Annotated in this window: 15 protein-coding genes and 1 pseudogene; 4 read left to right on the top strand and 12 right to left on the bottom strand. The window is 68.7% G+C overall.

Annotation, left to right across the window (positions count from 1 at the left end; genetic code table 11):
* The first annotated feature begins 33 nt into the window (after positions 1-33).
* Complete coding sequence (locus tag OED01_RS06395) at positions 34-903, top strand: fumarylacetoacetate hydrolase family protein (protein ID WP_264157540.1); 870 nt, start codon at positions 34-36, stop codon at positions 901-903.
* 21 nt (positions 904-924) lie between these two features.
* On the opposite strand, the gene OED01_RS06390 is transcribed toward OED01_RS06395, so the two are convergent.
* Genes OED01_RS06390 through OED01_RS06375 form a run of 4 tightly spaced genes read right to left on the bottom strand, consistent with a single transcriptional unit; the run spans position 925 to position 5028 of the window.
* A complete protein-coding gene (locus tag OED01_RS06390; protein WP_264157539.1) occupies positions 925-2379 on the bottom strand; it encodes an aspartate ammonia-lyase in 1455 nt (484 codons plus the stop codon).
* Between the two features lie 53 nt (positions 2380-2432).
* On the bottom strand, positions 2433-3356 hold the full coding sequence (locus OED01_RS06385; protein ID WP_264157538.1) for a phosphodiesterase: 924 nt from the start codon (positions 3354-3356) through the stop codon (positions 2433-2435).
* A gap of 20 nt (positions 3357-3376) precedes the next feature.
* Positions 3377-3712 (bottom strand): peptidase, encoded by a 336-nt coding sequence (locus OED01_RS06380; protein ID WP_264157537.1) that lies wholly within the window; start codon positions 3710-3712, stop codon positions 3377-3379.
* A complete protein-coding gene (locus tag OED01_RS06375; RefSeq protein WP_264157536.1) occupies positions 3709-5028 on the bottom strand; it encodes an inorganic phosphate transporter in 1320 nt (439 codons plus the stop codon). The genes OED01_RS06380 and OED01_RS06375 overlap by 4 nt, the downstream gene beginning before the upstream one ends.
* 155 nt (positions 5029-5183) lie before the next feature.
* Between OED01_RS06375 and OED01_RS06370 the strand changes: the two genes are divergently transcribed.
* Both OED01_RS06370 and OED01_RS06365 read left to right on the top strand, forming a co-directional pair.
* Positions 5184-7280 carry a S9 family peptidase gene (locus tag OED01_RS06370; protein WP_264157535.1) on the top strand — a complete coding sequence of 699 codons (2097 nt, stop codon included), beginning with the start codon at positions 5184-5186 and terminating at the stop codon, positions 7278-7280.
* Between the two features lie 427 nt (positions 7281-7707).
* Complete coding sequence (locus OED01_RS06365) at positions 7708-8490, top strand: hypothetical protein (protein WP_264157534.1); 783 nt, start codon at positions 7708-7710, stop codon at positions 8488-8490.
* A 202-nt stretch (positions 8491-8692) separates the two neighbouring features.
* Here the strand turns inward: OED01_RS06365 and OED01_RS06360 are convergent, their stop codons facing one another.
* The 7 genes from OED01_RS06360 to OED01_RS06330 form a co-directional block, all read right to left on the bottom strand.
* Positions 8693-9721 (bottom strand): 6-phosphofructokinase, encoded by a 1029-nt coding sequence (locus OED01_RS06360; RefSeq protein ID WP_264157533.1) that lies wholly within the window; start codon positions 9719-9721, stop codon positions 8693-8695.
* A 208-nt stretch (positions 9722-9929) separates the two neighbouring features.
* The gene (locus tag OED01_RS06355) at positions 9930-12077 is read right to left on the bottom strand and encodes a DEAD/DEAH box helicase (protein WP_264157532.1); all 2148 of its coding nucleotides are present in this window, start codon (positions 12075-12077) and stop codon (positions 9930-9932) included.
* A 216-nt stretch (positions 12078-12293) separates the two neighbouring features.
* Entirely contained in the window at positions 12294-13265 is a 972-nt protein-coding gene (locus OED01_RS06350) for a bifunctional riboflavin kinase/FAD synthetase (RefSeq protein ID WP_264157531.1), read from the bottom strand.
* Entirely contained in the window at positions 13262-13654 is a 393-nt protein-coding gene (locus OED01_RS06345; protein WP_264157926.1) for a hypothetical protein, read from the bottom strand. The genes OED01_RS06350 and OED01_RS06345 overlap by 4 nt, the downstream gene beginning before the upstream one ends.
* Positions 13655-13754: 100 nt before the next feature.
* Positions 13755-14123 carry a hypothetical protein gene (locus tag OED01_RS06340; protein ID WP_264157530.1) on the bottom strand — a complete coding sequence of 123 codons (369 nt, stop codon included), beginning with the start codon at positions 14121-14123 and terminating at the stop codon, positions 13755-13757.
* On the bottom strand, positions 14120-15013 hold the full coding sequence (gene truB, locus OED01_RS06335; protein WP_264157529.1) for a tRNA pseudouridine(55) synthase TruB: 894 nt from the start codon (positions 15011-15013) through the stop codon (positions 14120-14122). The genes OED01_RS06340 and truB overlap by 4 nt, the downstream gene beginning before the upstream one ends.
* Positions 15014-15034: 21 nt before the next feature.
* Positions 15035-15673, bottom strand: coding sequence for a hypothetical protein (locus tag OED01_RS06330; RefSeq protein ID WP_264157528.1), 639 nt, complete (start codon positions 15671-15673; stop codon positions 15035-15037).
* A 79-nt stretch (positions 15674-15752) separates the two neighbouring features.
* On the opposite strand from OED01_RS06330, the gene OED01_RS06325 reads away from it, so the two are divergent.
* Positions 15753-16628, top strand: a complete 876-nt coding sequence (locus tag OED01_RS06325) for an HhH-GPD family protein (protein WP_318841138.1) — start codon at positions 15753-15755, stop codon at positions 16626-16628.
* 40 nt (positions 16629-16668) lie between these two features.
* Here the strand turns inward: OED01_RS06325 and OED01_RS06320 are convergent.
* A pseudogene (locus OED01_RS06320) lies at positions 16669-16854 on the bottom strand (helix-turn-helix domain-containing protein); the annotation flags it as partial.
* Between the last annotated feature and the right edge of the window lie 510 nt (positions 16855-17364).

Genomic DNA, 17364 nt, shown 5'->3' with positions numbered 1-17364 from the left:
CGCATCAGCCGGACCTCCGGGTAGCGTAGGAGCATGCGATTCGCCCATCTGGTGCGTTCCGACTCGCCCGACGCCGTGCTCGCGGTCATCGACGGTGCGGACGCGATCCTGGTCTCCGATCTCCTCGACGTCGCCCCTGCCACGCTGCAGCATCTCATCGACGCCGGCGACGAGGCGTTGGACGCGGTGCGCGCCGCGCTGGCGGCCGACGCCGCGCCGCGGCATCCGCTCACCGGATTCGGCTGGGCGTCGGCGGTCATCTCCCCACCGGTCGTCCTCGCGGTCGGCCTCAACTACGCGGCGCATTCGAGCGAACTCGGCCTCAAGACCGACACGGCACCGACCGTCTTCACTCTGTGGCCCAACTCGCTCACAGGGCACCAGCAGACCACCCGATGGCCGCGGTCGCTCAGCGAGTCCGTCGACTACGAGGCAGAACTGGGCGTGCTCATCGGGCGCGCAGCCAAGGACGTCTCCGTCGATGATGCGCTCTCCCACGTCTGGGGCTACACGGTCGTCAACGACATCACCGCCCGCGACATCCAGTTCTCGGAGGCGCAGTGGTCACGGTGCAAGTCGTTCGACGGCTTCACCCCGACCGGACCCTTCGTCGTCACGGCCGACGAGATCGCCGATCCGCAGGATCTGCACATCTGGACGATCGTCGACGGACGGACTGTCCAGGACGCGTCGACGGGTCAGATGGTGCGCTCGGTGGCCAAGCTCATCGCCCATCTGTCCCAGTCGATCACGCTGCTTCCCGGCACACTCATCTCCACCGGAAGCCCCGGGGGCGCCGGATACTCGCGCGACCCGCAGATCTTCCTCCGCGACCGTTCGACGGTCACCGTCGGCATCGACGGGATCGGCGAGCTCACCACGCACTGCCGGAGCCACGACTGATCCGGCAGCGCGGGCGCGGTGTCAGCCGCTGACCTCGGGCGTGATGATCGGGATCGCCTGGGTGACCGCCTCGAGACCCGACAGCCGAGCCGGCGAGAGCTGCTTGGTGACCTCGTCGCGCGTCATGAGCTCCGCCTCGACGACGAGGTCGGCGACGTTGCGGTTGGTCAGCAGAGCGGTCTTGGCCAGGGCGGCCGCCGCCGCGTAGCCGATGAACGGCGTGAGGGCCGTGATGACGCCGACGGAGGCGCCGACCATCGCACCGAGGCGGTCCGTGTTCGCCGTGATCCCGTCGACGCAGTTGACGCGCAGCGTCCACATCGCCTGCCGCATCCAGGTGATGGACTGGAAGATCGAGTGCGCGATGACCGGCTCGAACGCGTTCAGCTGCAGCTGCCCGCCCTCGACGGCCATCGTCACCGTCGCATCGGCGCCGACGACCGCGAAGGCGACCTGGTTGACGACCTCGGGGATCACCGGATTGACCTTGCCAGGCATGATGCTCGAGCCGGCCTGCTTGGCCGGCAGGTTGATCTCGCCGAGTCCGGCCTGCGGGCCCGAGGAGAGCAGGCGCAGGTCGTTGCAGATCTTGGACAGCTTGATGGCGTTGCGCTTGAGGGAGGACGAGAACGACATGAAGGCGCCGGTGTCGCTGGTCGATTCCACGAGGTCGGTCGCGGTCGACAGGTCGAGCTCGGTGATCGCACGCAGGTGCTTGATCACCGCCGGTGCGTAGTCGGGATGCGTCGTGATGCCGGTGCCGATCGCGGTCGCCCCCATGTTGACCTCGAACATCAGCGAGGCGTTCTCGGTCAACCGGCTGTGATCCTCGCCGAGGGTGGTCGCGAACCCGTGGAACTCCTGTCCGAGCGTCATCGGCACGGCATCCTGCAGCTGCGTCCGTCCGACCTTGAGGACGTTGTGGAACTCCCCCGCCTTCGCCAGGAACGATCGGCGAAGCAGATCGAGCTCCTCCAGCAGCGAGCGCAGCGTCAGCGACAGACCGACCTTGATCGCGGTCGGGTACACGTCGTTCGTGGACTGGCTGCGGTTCGTGTGATCGATCGGCGACAGGAACGCGTAGTCGCCCTTCGAACGGCCCGCCATCTCGAGCGCGATATTGGTGATGACCTCGTTGGCGTTCATGTTCGTCGAGGTGCCCGCACCGCCCTGGATGACGCCCACCGTGAACTGATCGTGGAACTCGCCGTCGATCACACGCTGGGCCGCCGCGTCGATCAGGTCCGCCCGCTCGGCGTCGAGCACGCCGATCTCCCGGTTGGCCCGTGCGCTGGCCTGCTTCACCATCGCGAGCGCCCGCACCAGATCCGGGTACACCGAGATCGGTCGCTTGCTGATCGGGAAGTTCGCGTCGGCACGGGCCGTGTGGATGCCCCAGTAGGCGTCCGCAGGGATCTCCATGCTGCCGAGCGAATCGGTCTCGGTACGGGTCAGGGCAGGCGCATCGGCGGCCATGTGTCACATCCTCGTGGGTCGTGGCTGAGTGGGAAGCGGGGGATGCTCCCAGTCTAGTCCGCCGCGCTGCGCCAGCCCGGCTTGCGGGAGAACGCCTCGAGGCGCTCCTCCGGGGTCAGCACCGCCATACGTTCCAGCCACGCCTCAGAGAAGATGTCGGCGGTCTCGGCCTGCGTCACGGGAACGACGGTGTGCGTGATCGTGTCGTCGCGGACGTGCACGAGCTGGAACGCCTGCGCCGCATCCATCCCGTTCACGTCCGGAGCGGGCTTCGCCACGTTCATCGTGTAGCACGTCGCGGACGCGACACTCACCGGGACTCCCGCGAAAGAGCCGTGTGCCGAGTAGTGCAGATGCCCCGCGAGGATGCCCCGCACGTCTGTGCCGCGGATGACGGCCTCGAGTTCGTCCTGGTGGCGCAGCTCGAGGATGTCGAACAGCGGCAGGTGGCTGGGGATGGGCGGATGATGCATCGCGAGCAGCGTGCCATGCGGTGCGGGGACGCTGAGCTGATCCGCGAGCCATGCGAGCTGGTCAGCGCCGAGGTCGCCGTGATGCCAGCCCGGCACCGACGTGTCGAGCGCGATCAGTCGGAGTCCGTCGAGATCCCACACGCCGGTGACCGGCTCCTCGGTGGCCTCGGCATCCAGCAGCTCCCGACGGAGCACCGGACGTTCGTCGTGGTTGCCCGCGACCCAGACGACCGGCGCACCGAGCTCGGCGGCGACGGGCTCGACGGCATCCCGCAGTCTGCGATACGCATCGGGCTCGCCGAGGTCGGTGAGATCCCCCGTGATCACGATCGCGGATGGCGCCGGATGGACGGCACGGATCGCCTCGAGCGTCCGAGCGAAGGAGCGCACGACGTCGAAGCGATCCGCCAGTTGTGCGCCGCCGGCGAGGAAGTGCGGATCGCTGACGTGGATGATCGTGTGCGACGCCGGTTGATGGCGACCGAAGACGTAGGGGCCGGGCATGGCCCCAGCCTACGTCGACGTCAGTGGCCGATGACGATGATCAGGATGCCGGCGATGACCGCAAGGGCGCACATCACGAAGCACGCGTAAGCGCCGACGAGGGACATGCGTTTCTGGCCCTCCGTGAGCGGGTTCTTCTTCGCCGCCTTCGCCGCCTGCTTCTCCGCGCGCCGGAGCTCCTTCTCGCTGATCACGGTGATCGCGTCGGTGAACTCGGCGGGGCTGACCACGGGCGCGTGTCCGCTGCGGACCAGGAGCCGGAGACCGAGCGCATAGAACGTCACGATCGCGGCCGCGCCGATGAGGGCCGCCCCGAACACCTGGAGGAAGGCGAACCAGTCGATGGAGACGCTCATTCGCTCTTCTCCTTGGTCGTCGTGGTCTGGTTCTTCTTCGCCTTGCTCTTCGCCTTGGCGTCGGCCTTCGCCTCGGCCTTGGCCTTCTGGCGAGCCTTCGCCTCCGCGCGGGCCTGCTCGATGCGCTGCTGACGGCGCGTCGGCGGCGGCGTGTCCGGAAGTTCGACCGCGTGGCCGGATTCGGCGACGTCACTCATCGCGTTGGCGTAGGTGACCGCGTTGCGGCGCGAGCGGAAGTAGAGGCCGAGGATGATCACGACCGCGAGCACGGCGTCGATCGCCACGCCCCACGGCCCGAGCCAGACGACCAGGAGGGCGGCGAGGGCGCCGACCGTACCGGCGGCCGGCAGCGTGAGCAGCCATCCGATCGCGATGCGGCCTGCGGTCCGCCAGCGCACCGTGGAGCCACGCCGGCCGAGACCCGAGCCGATCACCGAACCGGAGGCCACCTGCGTGGTGGACAGCGCGAACCCGAGGGCGCTGGAGGCGAGGATCGTCGCAGCGGTCGAGCTCTCCGCGGAGAAGCCCTGCGCCGGCTTGACATCGGTCAGGCCCTTGCCGAGCGTGCGGATGATGCGCCATCCACCGAGGTAGGTGCCGAGTGCGATCGTGAGCGCACAGGCCACGATCACCCAGAATTCGGGCTCGTGGTGGTCGGCGGACTGCCAGCCGATCGTGATCAGCGCGAGCGTGATGACGCCCATGGTCTTCTGCGCGTCATTGGTGCCGTGCGCGAGTGCGACCAGCGACGAGGTGAAGATCTGACCCCAGCGGAACCCGTCGCGGCCGTCCGGCTTGTTGTCGTAGCGACGCGTGATCGTGTACGCGATCTTGGTGGCGATGAACGCGATGATTCCGGCCGTCAGCGGCGCGATGAGCGCGGGGAGCACGATCTTGGACAGCACCATGCCGAAATCGATCGCGCCCAGGCCCGCACCGACGAGGGTGGCGCCGATCAGGCCGCCGAACAGGGCGTGGGACGAGCTGGACGGGAGACCGAGCAGCCAGGTCAGCATGTTCCAGGTGATGGCGCCGATCAGACCCGCGAAGATCAGCGCGAGGAACAGCTCGGCGCCCGAGTCGATGATCGCGTCTTCCCTGATGATGCCGCCGGAGATGGTCTTGGACACCTCGGTGGACAGGAATGCGCCGACCAGATTGAGCACCGCGGCCAGGAGCACAGCGGTCTTGGGCTTGAGAGCACCGGTCGCGATGGGCGTGGCCATCGCGTTCGCGGTGTCGTGGAAGCCGTTCGTGAAGTCGAAGAAGAGTGCCAGCAGGATCACCAGCACGACGATGAGGGCTGCGGTTTCCACCGTTCGCTTTCGGTCGTTCGGGAAGAGGGAGATGTCGACGGGATCGACGTGGTGAACGAAGAGTTCACCGTGGGTTTTACTTCCGTTTACCGGCCCCCGAGAATCCTCCCACCGTCCTCGGCGCCGGTCAACTCGGGCTCGGCTAACGTGGAACGGTGACCGACGCCCCCGCAGCAGCCCGCCGCTCCCACATCCGCACTCATCACGGCGACGTGTTCGACGATCCGTACGAGTGGCTCCGCGACAAGGACTCCCCCGAGGTCATCGCGCACCTCGAGGCGGAGAACGCGTTCACCGAGGAGGCGACGTCTCATCTCGCCGCGCTGCGTGAGCGCATCTTCGAGGAGATCAAGGGTCGCGTCCAGGAGACCGACCTGTCGGTGCCGACGCGTCGCGGCGACTGGTGGTACTACAGCCGCACCGAGGAGGGTGCTCAGTACGGCATCCACTGCCGGGCGGCGGCCGCGGCCGACGATTGGACTCCCCCGGTGCTCGAGGCCGGGATTCCCGTCCCCGGCGAGGACATCCTGCTCGACGGCAACGCCGAAGCGGACGGCCACGAGTTCTTCGCGCTCGGCGCCTTCGACACGACGGACGATGCGACGAAGCTGCTGTGGTCGACCGATTTCGACGGTGACGAGCTGTACACCGTGCGCGTGCGCGACCTGACGACGGGCGAGACGCTCCCCGATGAGATCGCGAACACCGGCAGCGCGTTCTTCACCCCGGATGGCACCGGCATCGTCTACACGACGCGCGACGACGCCTGGCGCCCCGACACCCTGTGGCTGCACCGGCTCGGCACCCCCGTGGCCGAGGACGTGAAGCTCTTCCACGAACCCGACGAGAAGTTCTGGCTCGGCGCAGGCATCACGCGCAGTCGGAAGTATCTCGTGATCGGTGTCGGCTCCAGCATCACCAGCGAGGAGTACCTGGTCGACCTGTCCGGAGAGCTGACCGCGGCACCGCAGCTGGTCTGGCCGCGTCGCGAGGGCGTCGAGTACTCGATCGACCACGCCGTCGTCGACGGCGAGGATCGGCTGCTCATCCTGCACAACGACGAGGCGCTCGATTTCGAGCTCGTCTCCGTCGCGGCATCCGATCCGCAGGGCGAGAAGCGCGTGGTCATCGCGCACGAGCCGGGTCGGCGCCTGCTCGGCATGGACGCGTTCCGCGACTTCGCCACCGTCGAGTACCGTCGGGACGGCATCGAGAGGGTCGGCCTGCTGGACTACTCGACGGATGCCGTCGACGAGCTGCGCTTCGACGAGCCGCTGTACTCGGCGGGCGTCAGCGGGAACCCCGAGTGGCACTCCCCCTTCCTGCGCCTGGGCTATGGATCGTTCGTCACCCCGGGGACGGTCTTCGACCTCGAGCTGGCGACGCGGAGGCTCGTCCTGCGCAAGCAGCAGCCTGTGCTGGGCGGCTACGACCCCGCCGAGTACGGTCAGCAGCGCGCGTGGGCCACCGCATCCGACGGCACGAAGGTGCCGACCTCGCTCGTCTGGAAGCGGTCCTTCGGCGCACCGGGCGACGCGCCGCGGCCCGTGCACCTGTACGGCTACGGCTCGTACGAGCATTCGATCGATCCCGGCTTCTCGGTCGCACGACTGAGCGAGCTCGACCGCGGCGTGATCTTCGCCGTCGCGCACGTCCGCGGCGGTGGCGAGATGGGACGCCAGTGGTACGAGGACGGCAAGCTGCTGCACAAGCGCAACACGTTCACCGACTTCATCGCCTGCGCGGAGCACCTCGTCGCCACCGGTGTGACGACACCCGATCGTCTCGTGGCGGAGGGCGGCAGCGCCGGCGGACTGCTCATGGGAGCGGTGGCCAACCTCGCTCCCGAGCTTTTCGGCGGCATCCTGGCGGCCGTTCCGTTCGTGGACGCCCTGACGACGATCCTCGACCCCTCGCTTCCCCTCACCGTGATCGAGTGGGACGAGTGGGGCGACCCGCTGCACGACGCCGACGTCTACGCGTACATGAAGTCCTACTCCCCCTATGAGAACGTGCGAGAGGGAGAGCGCTACCCGCGCATCCTGGCGATGACGTCGCTCAACGATTCGCGCGTCGCTTACGTGGAGCCGGCGAAGTGGGTCGCCCGGCTCCGAGAGGCAGGCGCATCCGACGTACTGATGAAGTGCGAGATGGTGGCAGGCCACGGCGGCGTCAGCGGCAGGTACAACTCGTGGCGCGAGCGCGCGTTCGAGCTGGCCTGGATGCTGGATGTGCTGGGGCTCGCCGAGTAGCGCCCATTCCGTCGGCGCCGTCCGCCTGCCCTGCGGCGACCGGTCACAGTTGTGGTGACTTCGCTACGCCTGCAGCCGCCTGAAGGGTGACCGTTGCCCAGTTCGGTCACGCTTCGGCAGGCCTCGGTGCCTCCGAACCCTGCCGAAGCGTGACCATCCCCTCGCCCTGCACAGGGTGGTACGGGATCGAGGTTCTCCCCGGACGCCGGGATCAGGCGCGTCGCTGCGGTGAAATGGGCGGATGCCCCGTGCCGATCCATTGCCCACAGCACTGCAAGGAACCGCGTTCGCGATCAGCCAGGCGAAGGATCTCGGCCTGACGCGTTCACGGCTGCGCGCGAAAGACCTCGTGATCCCGACGAGAGGTGTCCGTGCCGCAGCACGTGACGCTGTCGAGCCTCCGAGCGATGAAACGCCCGGACAGCGGATGGAACGACTCAAGACTGAGCTCATCCAGCGAGCGAAGGACAACGCTCCCGCGCTGACGCCGGAGCAGTTCTACACCGGAAGCACCGGCATGCTGCTGGTCAAGGCGCCGATCCCGTACACGACTGAGAGCCGGTTCGACCTCCACGTCGCGGCCCGGCACCCGGCAGGGATGCCACGACGCGAAGGTCTCACCGGCCATCGACTGGGTGCGCGTGACCCCGCTCCGTGGCGCGTCGAAGGGCTGCCGATCGAGCATCCGGCGCGGATGTGGCGTCAGGCCGCCGACGAATGGAGCGTCGATGACCTGATCATCGCGGGCGATAACCTCGTGCTCCCGAAGCGGCAGCTGCTGACGATCGATGATCTCCACGCGGAGATCGCCGCGCTGCGGCGCGGAAACGCCAAGCTCCTCAAAGCAGTGGAAGAGATCCGTGTGGGTGCCGAGAGCTCAGAGGAGTCGACGCTGCGCCTCGTGCTCGTGCGTGCGGGCCTGCCTCGCCCAGAGCTCAATTGGGACCTTCGCGCCGCGAACGGCCGATTCATCGCCCGGCTGGACATCTGTTGGCCCCGCCACAGGGTGGCGAGCGAGTACGACGGAAGAGTCCACGCCGAAGACGACAAGCAATTCGCGCGCGATGCCGACCGATGGGACGAGGTGCGCCACGTCAACTGGGATCTCGTGCGTATTCTCAGCCATCATGTGCGCCCGGACCCGCAGGTCGCGGTGGACAAGGTCGCGCGAGCGCTCTACAGCGCCGGCTGGCGCCCCGGCCGCGATTGACATCGACCCGGTAGCGCGCCGCTCCGTCGGTGACCCAACTTGCGAACGGTCACACTTGCGGCGGCATCCGCGGGGCTGAAGCCGCCACTGGCGTGACCGTACTCGCGAATGGTCACAGCTGGGGCGGCCTCAGCGCCGATCAACCCATCCGAAGCGTGACCGGTCGCACCGAGCAGCCCTCGCGCCGAGCCGCCCGCGGCGATCAACCGAAGAGCGCCGCGGCCTCGTCGTAGCGGTAGCGGGGCACCGTGTTCAGCTCACCGAGCGCGTCGGCGAAGGGCACCCGCACGATGTCGGTGCCCTGCATGGCGACCATCTGACCCCACGCGCCGTCGACGATCGCGTCGGCGGCGTGCAGGCCGAGGCGCGTCGCGAGGACCCGGTCGAAGGCCGACGGCGAACCGCCGCGTTGGATGTGCCCGAGGATCGTCGCCCGGGTCTCGATGCCGGTGATGCGCTCGATCTCGGGAGCCAGCTGGTCGCCGATGCCGCCCAGGCGAGGACGGTTGAACGCATCGAGGCCCTTGTCGCTGAACGCCTCGTCCATGCCCTTGAGCTTGAAGCCCTCGGAGACGACGACCAGGGGCGCACGGCCGCGGTCGTGGGCGCTGGTGACGAGCTCGGCGATCTCCTCGATCGACATCGGCACCTCGGGGATGCAGATGACGTGTGCACCGGCGGCCATGCCGGCATGCAACGCGATCCAGCCGACGTGCCGCCCCATGACCTCGGCCACCATGCAGCGCTGGTGGGAGTCGCCGGTCGTGCGCAGCCGGTCCATGGCGTCGGTCGCGATGTTCAGAGCGGTGTCGAAGCCGAACGAGTAGTCGGTCGCCTGCAGGTCGTTGTCGATGGTCTTCGGCACTCCGAGGACCTTGATGCCGTCCTTGGACAGCCGGTCGGCTGCCGCGAGCGTCCCCTCGCCGCCGATCGCGACGATGCCGTCGATCTTGTGGCCGTAGAGCGTCTTGGCGATGTTCTCGGCGCCGCCGCGCTCCCCCTCATACGGGTTGGTGCGGCTGGTGCCGAGGATCGTGCCGCCCACCTTGGACAGACCCTTCACCTCGTGGCGTGTGAGCGGCATGAAGTCGCCCTCGACGACCCCGCGCCATCCGTCCCGGATGCCCACGAACTCCAGATCGTACGACGTCGTGCCCTTGAGCACGATGCCGCGGATGACCGCGTTGAGGCCGGGGCAGTCGCCGCCTGATGTGAGGATGCCGATCTTCATGCTGCTGCCTTCACTCGTTCGGGTGGGAGGGGATGGACGAGGCGACGCTGCCTGCGATCGACACTACTGCCGAAGACACCATCGGCGCCATTCGAGGCGTCGAAAACAGCCGTTCTTGCCACCCCTCGATCACAATGTCGACGATTTTCCCGTTCGCGCCCGGAAACGCCCCGGAAATGCTCGCAAGAACCGTCGATCTTGAGGCCCGTTACTCGCCGCCCAGCGCCTGCCGCAGCAGATGCATCAGCGCCGCCATCTGCACGGATTCGCTCGCGGCCTCGACGACGGCCTCGCCGTCGAGTGCGCGGGCTGCGAGGCCCTGCTTCTGATCGATGAGCTCGGCGATCTTGGTGTCGATCGTGTGAGCCGCGATGATGCGCCATGCCGTGACCGGCTCGTCCTGACCGATGCGGTGCACGCGGTCGATCGCCTGCGTCTGCTCGGCCGCGGTCCAGCTGAGTTCGGCCAGCACGACGTTCGACGCCGCCTGCAGGTTGAGCCCGACACCGGCGGCGGTCAGCGAGCACACCGCGATGCCGACGCTCTCGTCGCCGTTGAAGTCGTCGATCGCCTGCTGACGTGCCGGCGTCGTCTGGTCGCCGCGGATCGAGACGTAGCGGATGCCGGATGCCGCGAAGTGCGCCTCCGCCTGGTCCATCACGTCGATGTGCTTCGCGAAGAACACGACCTTGCCGACCGAACGCTGCAGCTGCGCCGCGTAGTCCGCCGCGAGCTGCGCCTTGGCCTGACCGATGCGGCGCACCATCGTGAAGACGTTGTCGCCTCCGGTGCCGGTCGCCTTGGATTCTTCGAGCTCTCCCGTGGCCACCAGTCGGACGATGTCCTCGTCGATCTCGCCCTGGGCCAGCCCCCGGTCACCACGCGACTCGATGATCCGGCGGTACTTGGCCGCCAGGCGCTCACCGAGCTCGCGCTCGGCCTGTCGGATGCTGCGACCGTATTCGTCGTCCAACTGGACGGGCAGATCAGCGATCAGCTTGTCCGGCAGGTCGGCGGCGACGTCCTTCTTCTTGCGGCGGACGATGCCCATCGAGATGACCGCGTCCCGCGCCTCGGCGTAGAACGCCTTGTCCGCGGGTGTGAGCCCCGTGGCGTCGAGCTTCTCCATGAGCTCCGGACCTGGCTTGTCGCCGGTGGTCCAGCCCAGGAACCGCCAGATCGCGTCGAAGTCCTCGACGTCGTTGATCAGCGGCGTACCGGTCAGCGCCATCATGAGCGGATTGCCGCCTGGCGTCTGCGCGCGGACGCGCGATGCCAGCGCGAGCACGTTCTGCGAGCGCTGCGACGTGAGGTTCTTGATGAAGTGCGCCTCGTCCACGACCATGCCGCGCAGTCCGATCGAGCCGAGCCACGACAGGTGCCGGTCGAGGATCTCGTAGTTGACGATGAAGACGTCGGCGAACGCGTCGATGTCGGTGCCATCGCCCTGGATCACCGTCGCACGCCGCTGCGGCGTCCACCGTTCGACCTCGCGCGCCCAGTTCATCTTCACGACGTTCGGCACGACGACCAGCAATGGGTACGCGCCGGCCACGGATGCCGCGAGCACGGACTGCGCGGTCTTGCCGAGGCCCGGCTCATCGGCAAGCAGGAAGCTGCGGTGGCCGGCCTTGACCGATTCGAGGAAGCGGGACTGGTGCACCATGACCTCGAGCCCCTTCGGGGACACGTGGTCGTACTCGGGTGTCGGCGGCAGATCCATCGAGGCTGATGCCCCGCCCGCTCCGGTCTCGAACGCCTTGTAGAGCGGACCCATGAGTTCCCACCCGTCCAGACGACGGCGCGGCGTGGATGCCGGACGCGGCGTCAGGTCGGGGGCGAGGAACGGGTTGGCGAGCTGACGTGCCTCCACCGACGGCGGGGTGACCTGACGCTCGGCCGCGGCGGCGGAGACCACCGGAGTCTGCACGACCGGAGCGATGTCGGTGATGATCAGCTCTTCCGGTGCCAGTTCGGCGCCGGATTCGAGCAACCAGTCCCTGCGCATCCGCTTCGCGACCGGACTCGTCGCCGAGTCGACCTCGAGCAGCTGGATCAGCGACGTGTCCCGTGCGGCCGTCTTCGCGAGGATCGTCGCGACGCCGTCCAGGCGCTTGAGCAGCTCTGCCCGAGCGGAGTCGGCGATCTCGGCATCCGCCTTCACCCTGGCGCGCTCCTCGCGCACCAGGAAGGCGATGACCTGGAACTTGACCCGGTTCGTCGGGCCCAGCTTCCCGCGCTGCGCCTTCGCCTCCACCTCGCGGACCTTGCGCGCGAGGATCGGGATCAGCGGGGCCTCGTCGTCTCGACGGGACGTCTTCCTGCGCCGCGTAGCGGCGGTTGCCGTAGTCGGCATGCTCCTCCTGAGCGTGAATCGACGGAGTGCCGCAGACGGCCTCCGAGCCGTTCTCGATGTCCGCGTGTGGCGCCAGCCAGGACCGTGCGGACGGGGTGATACCCGACTCGCCCTCGTTCGTCACTTCGAACGTTCAGGTGAGTCTGGGGCCATTTTACGCCATCACGGGCGTGCCGAGCACAAGATGCTCCCGCAACGGCGCGTCGCATCGCCTCTTCAGGGATGCCAAGGCGCGGCGTCGCCGTCCGCAGCCAGCAGTTCGCGTGCGGCGTCCACATCCGCCGCCATCTGCACCTTCAGCTTCTCGATGCCCTCGAACGCGACCATGCCGCGCAACCGGTGCGTGAACTCCACGGTGACGTCGTGGCCGTACAGGTCGAGGGTCGTCTCATCGAGCACGTGCGCCTCGACCTGGCGGTGCAGGACGTCGTCGAACGTCGGGTTCGTGCCGACGGACACGGCCGCGGGATGCCGGATGCCGGTGTCGTGATCCACGAGCCACCCGGCGTACACCCCGTCGGCCGGCACGAGCGCATCGACGACGTCGGACAGGTTCGCGGTCGGGAAACCCAGCTCGCGTCCCCGCTTGAGGCCGTGGACGACCTCGCCGCGGACGTCCGGTGCACGACCCAGAAGGTCAGCGGCCTGCTCGACGTCGCCCTCGGCCAGGAGCTCGCGGATCCAGCTCGAGGACACCCGGCGGTCGGAGCCTGGACGGAACACGTCCTCGACCACGTCGACCGTGAAGCCGTGCTGCGGGCCGAGCCGACGCAGCAGCTCCGGATCGCCCGCTCCCCCGCGTCCGAATCGGAAGTCGCGCCCGACCAGCACGGTCTCGACCTGGAGCGCATCGACGAGGATCTGCCGCACGAAATCCTCGGCCTCGAGGCCCGCGAGCGCCTCGTCGAACCGCAGCACGAGCGTGGCGTCGAGCTCGAGGTCGCCGAGCAGCTCGAGCTTGCGCTCCGTGCTCACCACGTTCTCCGGGCATCGATCGGGGCGCAGCACCGCGAGCGGGTTGCGGTCGAACGTCACCGCGACCGCGCGGGCATCCGCCGCTGCGGCATCCTGCAGCAACCGGTCGATGACCGCGCGATGCCCGGTGTGCACGCCGTCGAACTTGCCGATCGCGACGACGGACGGGCCGAATCCGTCCGGTACCTCGGACGGATCGCGGAACACGATCATGCGGGGATCTCCGCCGGTCGATGCGTGCGCAGCCACCACAGGCCGAACGCCGGAAGCACCAGCGGGATGAACAGGTAGCCGCGACCGTACAGCGACCAGACGGTCTCGTGCTGGAACAGGTCGGGATAGATCAGGCTCAGGGTCCCGACGATCAGCACGCCGGCGAGCTCGAAGACGATCGCGATCCACGCGACCGTGTACCAGCCGCGCCGGTTCGACAGCACGAGCGCCAGAGTCGCGAGGATGTACACGACAGCGGCGAGCGCCGACAGCGAATAGCTCAGCGGCGCCTCGTCGAAGCGCTGCACGATCTGGACGAAGCTGCGGCCGGTGGCGGCCAGCGCCATCACGGCGTAGACGATCACGAGGACCCGGCCGATGCCGGTCATCCTGGTGCGGGTGGCGGTGGTGCTCATAGCGCCTTCCAGTTTAGGCGCGCGGATGCCGCGTGGACGCCGGGGTCCGCGCGTATCGCGTCCGCCGCGGCGCTCACGCGATCTGAACGGTCCAGATGACCTGCATGCGCCAGGCCATGATCGCGACCGACAGGGCCACGACGCCGAGGATCACGGTGCTCCACCGGCTGCGCTCCATGAGCGCCCAGATGACTCCGCCGATCGGCAGCATGACCGCGGAGACCAGATAGACCCAGAACTCCAGGAGATCCCCCGACGGCGGGTTGCCGACGAAGGGCGCCACGATGGCGACCACGACCTGCGCGATCAGCAGCAGCTCGACGATCGCGAGACTGCCGACGGTGAAGTCGCTGGGGCGACGGCCTGCGAAGCCGGCGACGAGACAGAACAGGCCTGCGGCGACGGCCACGGCGATCTGCAGGATCGTGAACCACAGGATCATCGGATCTCCTCCGGCATGTTCATGGCGCTCTTGATGTCCGCACCGCGGCGCTCCACGATGCCGACCAGCGACCCGTCCGGCGCGACGGCTGCGGCGGGGAACGCGTCCACCCGACCCACCTGCCCGACCAGCCGCTTGCCGTGGCGCAGGTCGCGCGCCTCGTCGTCGGTCACGTCGAGTCGGGCGAGCACCCGTGCCGCGGCATCCGCCGGTGTGATGGTCGCCGCGCCGACGAGATCGTCGGTCGTCACGGCATCCGCGACGTCGAACGGACCGATGCGCGTCCGTCGCAGTGCCGTCAGGTGACCGCCCACGCCGAGCTCGGTCCCGAGATCGCGGGCCAGCGCACGGATGTACGTGCCGGATGAGCAGTCCACCACGACATCCAGCTCCACGGCGTCGGCGCTGTCTCGCCGGTCGATCACGACGAATCGTGAGACCGTGACGTCGCGTGCCTTCAGCTCGACGGCCTCCCCGGCTCTGACCCGATCGTAGGCCCGACGCCCGTCCACCTTGATGGCCGAGACGCTGCTGGGCACCTGCGAGATCGCTCCGGTCAGGCCCGCGATTCCTTCGGCGACGCGCTCGTCGGACACAGCGGCGATCGCGGCGGCATCCGCACGCGCAGTGATCTCGCCTTCGGCGTCGTCGGTCGTCGTCGTCTGTCCGAGGCGGATCGTCGCGACGTACGTCTTGTCCGCGCCGACCACGTAGGTCAGCAGGCGCGTCGCCCCCTCGATGCCGAGCACGAGCAGTCCGGTCGCCATCGGATCGAGGGTGCCCGCGTGGCCGACCTTGCGGGTGCCGAAGGCGCGCCGCGTGCGCGCCACGACGTCATGGCTGGTGATGCCGCCCGGCTTGTCGACGAGCAGGATGCCGGGTGAGACCATTCCCCCAGCCTAAGGCGTGACTCAGCCGCACACCTCGTACGACGGTTCGTCGCGGGTGGTGACCGTCACCGCCCAGGCACGATCTCCCCCGGTGAGGAACTGGAAGAAGATCTCCCCCTCCGACTCGGACGGCACACGGATCCATTCGCCGTCGACGGCCGCGGTGCCCTCCTCGGCATCCGGGTAGGCGGCGAGGATCTCCTCTCTCGTCGCCCCGATACCGAGCCCCTCATCCGTCACAGGGCCGACGGCTCCCGAGATCGAGTCGGCCATTGCGGATGCCGAGATCTCCGAGATCGGAGCGCTCCGGTCCTCGGGGCCGCGTACGAAATGCATGCCGAACGATGTGTCCGGTGCGTTCCAGAAGGCCGCCCACGAGCACGAGGCGCCGTCGCTCATCCATGTGGTGGGCAGCTCGGCGAGTGTGGCATCGAAGTCGCCGCCGATGAGAACGGGACCGATGCCGTCCGCACTGACGGTCCACGTCGATGGGTCCTCAAGGTCCGGTTCGCTCTCTGCCGGCGATGCGCTCGGCGAGACGGTCGGCTGCGGCGCCGGCTCGGACGCGGTCGGCACGTCCCTCGGCCCGCCCGCCGTGGCGCATCCGGCGAGCAGCAGTGGCGCGATCAGCAATGCGACGACTCCGGTGCGCACTCTCATGACTGGTCTCCCTGCTCTCCCCCGCGAACGAGCATGATCGTCCGTCTAGGCTAACCAGGTGCCCGTGACGCCGACACCCCTGCCCGATCTCGCCGAGGTCTCGATGTGGTACCGGTCGCAGGCGCGCGATCTTCCCTGGCGCCGACCCGAGTTCCACGACGCCTATGCCGCGTGGGGAACACTCGTGAGCGAGTTCATGCTCCAGCAGACGCCCGTCACCCGCGTCATCCCGCATCTCGACGCCTGGCTGCGCCGGTGGCCGGACCCGACAGCGATGGCCGCGGCATCCCCCGCCGAGGTCGTGATGCAGTGGGCGAACCTCGGCTACCCGCGGCGCGCGCTGTGGCTGCACGGCGCGGCGATCGCGGTGACCCAGAGGCATGGCGGTGTCGTCCCGCGCGACGTCGCCGAACTGCTCGCGCTGCCGGGGATCGGCGACTACACGGCACGCGCCGTCGCGGTCTTCGCGTACGGCGACCGTCACCCCGTCGTCGACACCAACACGCGTCGCGTGCTCGCCCGCGTCATCGAGGGCTCGGCGCAGCCGGGCCAGCCCTCCCGACGCGATCTGGACACCATGACACGCCTCCTGCCCGAACAGGATGCCGAATCGGCCGTGTTCAACGCGGCGATGATGGAGCTGGGCGCCGTCGTGTGCACCGCGCGCGCTCCGAAGTGCGCGCAGTGCCCGATCAGCCGTTCCTGCCGCTGGTTCGCCCTCGGACGGCCGCTCGGTGAGGACACGCGCCGGCGCCAGGCGAAATACGAGGGCTCCGACCGTCAGGCCAGAGGCGCGGTGCTGCGCGCGCTGCGGCACGCACCGGACGGCGCGATGGCTCTGGAGGCGCTGATCCCGGACTGGCCGGATGCCGCGCAACGCGATCGCGCGATCGACTCGCTCGTGTCGGATGGGCTGGCCGAAGCCGCCGACGGCGTCGTGTCCCTGCCTCGTTGACGGGGCAGATGTGCTGGTCGGTGCGGTGCGCGAGCACGGTCAGCTCCACCCTGCTGCGGGCATCGAGCTTCGCGAACACGCGACCGACGTGGACTTCGACCGTACGGACGGAGAGACCGAGCTGTTCCGCGATCTCGCGGTTGGGTGAGCCGTCGACGACGAGCATGGCGACTTGGAGCTCGCGCTCCGTCAGAAGCGGGGCCCAGGCCGCTCGACACGCCGCCATCGGGTCCAGGACCGAAACGGGAATCGGCACCGTGTCGAATCCCGCGAGCCGCTCGATCTGCTCGCCGAGCCTTGCCAGTCTTCGACCCGCGCTGTCGCGCCAGGCATGCGCGCCCGCATCGGCGAACAGACTGTGCGCGGCGCGCAGATGGCGGCGGCCGGCCGCCCGATCGTCGCGGATCACGCACGTGGTGCCGAGCAGCATCTCCACGCGACCGCGTTCGAATGGAGAGAGAACCGCTCGCGTCCGCTCCGCGATATCGGGATACTCGCGCTGCCAGGTACCGTGCGATGCGGTGCGGATGCGGCGGAACAGTTGCAGCGCGAGCGTCTGATCCGGTGGCTCGACGACCTCCGGGTCGGCGTACGGGCCGAGTTCCTCCAGTCCCGGCACGGCCAGTGCGGGCTGGGGTCGACCGCGGTCGTGCCACAGCCGCAGCTGCACACCTGCATCCTGCACGGCGTCGGCGAGATACGCCTGCAGCGCGTGATCGACGAGGAGGTCGGGTCG

The organism is Microbacterium sp. M28 (assembly GCF_025836995.1).
GTDB lineage: Bacteria > Actinomycetota > Actinomycetes > Actinomycetales > Microbacteriaceae > Microbacterium.
This window is presented reverse-complemented; position numbering and strand designations above follow the sequence as displayed.

Coding starts and splice junctions, on each gene's coding strand:
- OED01_RS06395 (WP_264157540.1), top strand. CDS start 34: ATGCGATTCGCCCATCTGGTGCGTTCCGACTCGCCCGACGCCGTGCTC.
- OED01_RS06390 (WP_264157539.1), bottom strand. CDS start 2,379: ATGGCCGCCGATGCGCCTGCCCTGACCCGTACCGAGACCGATTCGCTC.
- OED01_RS06385 (WP_264157538.1), bottom strand. CDS start 3,356: ATGCCCGGCCCCTACGTCTTCGGTCGCCATCAACCGGCGTCGCACACG.
- OED01_RS06380 (WP_264157537.1), bottom strand. CDS start 3,712: ATGAGCGTCTCCATCGACTGGTTCGCCTTCCTCCAGGTGTTCGGGGCG.
- OED01_RS06365 (WP_264157534.1), top strand. CDS start 7,708: ATGGAACGACTCAAGACTGAGCTCATCCAGCGAGCGAAGGACAACGCT.
- OED01_RS06360 (WP_264157533.1), bottom strand. CDS start 9,721: ATGAAGATCGGCATCCTCACATCAGGCGGCGACTGCCCCGGCCTCAAC.
- OED01_RS06355 (WP_264157532.1), bottom strand. CDS start 12,077: ATGCCGACTACGGCAACCGCCGCTACGCGGCGCAGGAAGACGTCCCGT.
- OED01_RS06350 (WP_264157531.1), bottom strand. CDS start 13,265: ATGATCGTGTTCCGCGATCCGTCCGAGGTACCGGACGGATTCGGCCCG.
- OED01_RS06345 (WP_264157926.1), bottom strand. CDS start 13,654: ATGACCGGCATCGGCCGGGTCCTCGTGATCGTCTACGCCGTGATGGCG.
- OED01_RS06340 (WP_264157530.1), bottom strand. CDS start 14,123: ATGATCCTGTGGTTCACGATCCTGCAGATCGCCGTGGCCGTCGCCGCA.
- truB (WP_264157529.1), bottom strand. CDS start 15,013: ATGGTCTCACCCGGCATCCTGCTCGTCGACAAGCCGGGCGGCATCACC.
- OED01_RS06330 (WP_264157528.1), bottom strand. CDS start 15,673: ATGAGAGTGCGCACCGGAGTCGTCGCATTGCTGATCGCGCCACTGCTG.